This window comes from Nocardioides sp. CPCC 206348 (genome assembly GCF_048654705.1).
Classification (GTDB): domain Bacteria; phylum Actinomycetota; class Actinomycetes; order Propionibacteriales; family Nocardioidaceae; genus Nocardioides.
Genome location: NZ_JBMCZA010000047.1, coordinates 41,228 through 45,037, shown reverse-complemented (window position 1 = coordinate 45,037; position 3,810 = coordinate 41,228). Strand labels below are relative to the sequence as shown.

At 67.8% G+C, this 3,810-nt stretch carries 5 protein-coding genes; 1 reads left to right on the top strand and 4 read right to left on the bottom strand.

What is annotated here, in order from left to right; translation table 11 throughout:
- Window positions 1-74: 74 nt before the first annotated feature.
- Window positions 75-866, bottom strand: a complete 792-nt coding sequence (locus tag ACOADB_RS01775; RefSeq protein ID WP_378596187.1) for a lysophospholipid acyltransferase family protein — start codon at window positions 864-866, stop codon at window positions 75-77.
- 13 nt (window positions 867-879) lie between these two features.
- Window positions 880-2,094 (bottom strand): pyridoxal phosphate-dependent aminotransferase, encoded by a 1,215-nt coding sequence (locus tag ACOADB_RS01770; RefSeq protein ID WP_378596186.1) that lies wholly within the window; start codon window positions 2,092-2,094, stop codon window positions 880-882.
- Between the two features lie 72 nt (window positions 2,095-2,166).
- Between ACOADB_RS01770 and ACOADB_RS01765 the strand changes: the two genes are divergently transcribed.
- Window positions 2,167-2,832: a GNAT family N-acetyltransferase gene (locus tag ACOADB_RS01765; RefSeq protein ID WP_378596185.1), complete on the top strand. Its 666-nt coding sequence runs from the start codon at window positions 2,167-2,169 to the stop codon at window positions 2,830-2,832.
- A gap of 71 nt (window positions 2,833-2,903) precedes the next feature.
- On the opposite strand, the gene trxA is transcribed toward ACOADB_RS01765, so the two are convergent.
- Window positions 2,904-3,236: a thioredoxin gene (trxA, locus tag ACOADB_RS01760; RefSeq protein WP_036543871.1), complete on the bottom strand. Its 333-nt coding sequence runs from the start codon at window positions 3,234-3,236 to the stop codon at window positions 2,904-2,906.
- Between the two features lie 54 nt (window positions 3,237-3,290).
- On the bottom strand, window positions 3,291-3,810 hold a 520-nt coding region (locus ACOADB_RS01755; protein WP_378596184.1), incomplete at its 5' end, for an NAD(P)/FAD-dependent oxidoreductase.

Sequence of the window (3,810 nt, the reverse complement as noted above, 5' to 3'; positions counted from 1 at the left end):
GACAAGCCGTCTGACCTGCAGAAACACCGATTGTCGACAAAGCGACAAGGCGACAAACCGATATATCGGTAGGTCTACTTGTCCTTCTTCGCAGCGCGCTTCTCGGCCGCCTTGGCCGCACGCTTGGCGGCCCGTTCCTTGAGCTCGGCGGCGTCCATCTCGAGGGCCTTCTCCGGCGTCGGCGCGGAGCCACCGAAGCGGGCGGGGGTCCACCAGGAGCCGGGGGCCTTCTCGTCCTCGGGGTACTCCGCGATGACCTCGTCGAGCATCTTCTGCATCGCCGCGCGCAGTGCGGCGGTCTCGGCGGCGAGGTCCTCGCCGGTCGGGTACATCGGCTCGCCGACCTTGACCGCGATCGTCTTGCGCTTGCGGGAGAAGTCCTTCTCGTGGTCCTTGGTCATCAGCCGGTGGGCGCCCCACACGATCATCGGGATCAGGGGGACGCCGGTCTCGGCGGCGATCTTGACCGCCCCGACCTTGAGCTCCTTGATCTCGAAGGAACGCGAGATGGTGGCCTCGGGGTAGATGCCCACGACCTCCCCGGCCTCCAGGTAGGCCTTCGCATCGAGCATCGACTGTGCGCCCGACGAGCGGTCCACGGTGATGTGGTGGAAGGAACGCAGCAGGTGGCCCACCCCGGGGGTGTCCATCATCTCCTTCTTGATCATGAACCGGACCAGCCGCTTGGACGGGTTGGCGCCGAGGCCGCCGTAGATGAAGTCGACGTACCCGGTGTGGTTGATCGCCAGCAGCGCCCCGCCGGTCCTCGGCACGTTCTCCGTGCCGGACAGCTGGAACTTCTGGCCGAGGGCCTTGAAGAGGACCTTGGCCGTGATGATGACGGGCGGGTACGTGATGTCGCGCATACCCCCCAGTGTGTCAGCGTCGTGTGGCGAGGAATTCCGCGATCCGGCCAATGGCCTCTTCGAGCACGTCGACGTCGGGGAGCGTGACGAGGCGGAAGTGGTCGGGGGCGGGCCAGTTGAAGCCGGAGCCGTGGGTGACCAGGATCTTCTTCGAGCGCAACAGGTCGATCACGAACTGCTCGTCGTCGTCGATGGCGTAGACCTCGGGGTCCAGGCGGGGGAAGCAGTAGAGCGCGCCGCGCGGGCGGACCGAGGAGACGCCGGGGATCTCGTTCAGGAGCCGGTCGGCGAGCATCGACTGCTCGTAGAAGCGGCCTCCGGGCACGATCAGCTCGTTGATCGACTGGTAGCCGCCCAGGGCGGTCTGGATCGCGTGCTGGGCGGGCACGTTGGCGCACATCCGCATGTTCGCGATCAGGGTGAGGCCCTCGAGGAACTCCTCGGCGATCTCCTTGGGGCCCGAGATCATCACCCAGCCGGCGCGGTACCCACAGACGCGATAGGCCTTCGAGAGGCCGCTGAAGGTCAGGCACAGCACGTCGGAACCGGCTGCTGCGGCCGCGTGGTGGTGCACCGCGTCGTCGAACAGGATCTTCTCGTAGATCTCGTCGGCGAAGACCACGAGGTCGTGGCGTCGCGCGATGTCGACGAGCTTGGCGACCATGTCCTTGCTGTAGACGGCACCCGTGGGGTTGTTGGGGTTGATGATGACCAGCGCGTGCGTGTTCTCGGTGATCTTCGACTCGATGTCGGCGAGGTCCGGCATCCAGTCGTTGTCCTCGTCGCACTTGTAGTGCACGGGCTTGCCACCGGACAGCGACACCGCGCCGGTCCACAGCGGGTAGTCGGGCGCCGGCACCAGGATCTCGTTGCCGTCGTCGATGAACGCCTGGAGCACCATCGAGATCAGCTCGGAGACGCCGTTGCCGATGAAGACGTCCTCGACGTCGGTGTCCTTGAGCCCGCGGGACTGGTAGTACTGCGCGACCGCGGTGCGGGCGGAGTAGATGCCGCGCGAGTCGCTGTAGCCCTGCGCCTCGGGCAGGTGGTGGATCACGTCGGCGAGGATCGCCTCCGGAGCCTCGAACCCGAACGGTGCCGGGTTGCCGATGTTGAGCTTCAGGATCCGGTGGCCCTCGGCCTCGAGGCGCTGGGCCTCGACGAGGATGGGTCCCCGGACGTCGTACCGGACATTGCGAAGCTTCTGGCTCTGGCGGATCTTGCGCACACGGCATTCTCGCAGGTCCGCGCCAGCGGATTTCGGGACTACCATCGACAGCACCCCGCCAAGGAGAGCGCGATGGCGCGTACGACGGTTCCGCTGACCCTCGACCTGCTCGAGGCCCTCGACGCGCCCTGCCACTCCTGCCTGTTCTGGGAGCGCGAACCGGTGCACCGCGACGCGATCCCCGAGCCCGAGTGGGCGCGCGAGAAGGAGACCTGGATCTCCGAGGTGCTGCGGGAGTGGGGCTCCTGCGGTCGGGTGGCCCTGGTCGACGGCGAGCCGGTCGGCTACCTGACCTACGCCCCGCCCGCGTTCGTGCCGGGATCCGCCGCGTTCCCCACCGCCCCCGTCTCGGCCGATGCCGTGCTGCTGACGACGGCCTGGGTGCGTCCGGAGTTCACCGGAGCCGGCCTGGGACGCCTCCTGGTGCAGGGCATGGCCCGCGACCTGGTCGGCCGCGACGACATCCGCGCCGTGGAGGCGTTCGCCAGCACCGGTGTGGCCGTTCCGGGCGCCCGGAAGAGCCCGACCTGCGTCGTACCGGCGGAATTCCTGGCCCGGGTGGGCTTCAAGACGCACCGGGCGCACCCGCGGACGCCGCGGATGCGGATGGAGATGCGCTCGCTCATCACCTGGCGGGGCGAGGTGGAGGCTGCGTGGGAGCGGATCGTGGGCGTCGTACGACGGCCGAAGCCGGCGCCGACGCCTGTTTCACGGGAAACAGGAAGCCCCCGGGGTTGAGTCCCCGGGGGCGTCTGCGTGGTTTCGAGGCTCGGCCGCGGGCGGCCTCGCACCTCAACCAGCGGTCGTGCTCAGGCGTCGATGAACTCCGAGAGCTCCTTGAGGATCGCGGCCTTCGGGCGGGCGCCGACGATCGTCTTCACGACCTCGCCACCCTGGTAGACGTTGATCGTCGGGATGCCGGTGACGCGGTACGAGGCCGGGGTGACCGGGTTCTCGTCGACGTTCAGCTTGTAGAACGTGATCTTGTCACCGTGGGCACCGGCGATCTCGTCGAGGATCGGGGCGACCTGGCGGCACGGACCGCACCATTCGGCCCAGAAGTCCACGAGGACAGGCTTGTCGGACTTGAGGACCTGAGCGTCGAACTCGGCGTCGGTCACTGCGGAGATGTTGTCGGCCACGAGGGCTCCTTCAGGGGTATTTTGAATCTTGAACGAAACGTCTGGTCGTAGAACCTACGCGTTTGCGGGGGTATTCCCTGCGGTCGCTGCGGCGTGGTCGAGGAAGCCGATGTAGCGCTCCGCGTCGAGGGCGGCGGCACAGCCGGTGCCGGCGGCGGTGATGGCCTGGCGGTAGACGTGGTCGACCAGGTCGCCGGCGGCGAACACGCCGTCGATGTTGGTCGCGGTCGAGCCGGGCTTGACCAGCACGTAGCCGTTGTCGTCGAGGTCGACCTGGCCGACCAGGAGCTCGGAGCGGGGCTCGTGGCCGATCGCGATGAACAGGCCGGTCGCGGGCAGCTCGCTGAGCTCGCCGGTGACGGTGTCCTTCAGGGTCAGCGACTCCAGGGACTCCTCACCGTTGATGGTCTCGACGGCGGAGTTCCAGATGATCTCGAGCTTCGGGTCAGCGAAGGCCCGCTCCTGCATGATCTTCGAGGCGCGCAGCTCGTCGCGGCGCACGATCAGCGACACCTTGGAGCCGAAGCGGGTCAGGAACGTGGCCTCCTCGACGGCGGAGTCACCACCACCGACG

Bases quoted from the DNA above. Each gene is read 5' to 3' on its own strand.
- ACOADB_RS01775 (WP_378596187.1), bottom strand. From the start codon at position 866: ATGCGCGACATCACGTACCCGCCCGTCATCATCACGGCCAAGGTCCTC.
- ACOADB_RS01765 (WP_378596185.1), top strand. From the start codon at position 2,167: ATGGCGCGTACGACGGTTCCGCTGACCCTCGACCTGCTCGAGGCCCTC.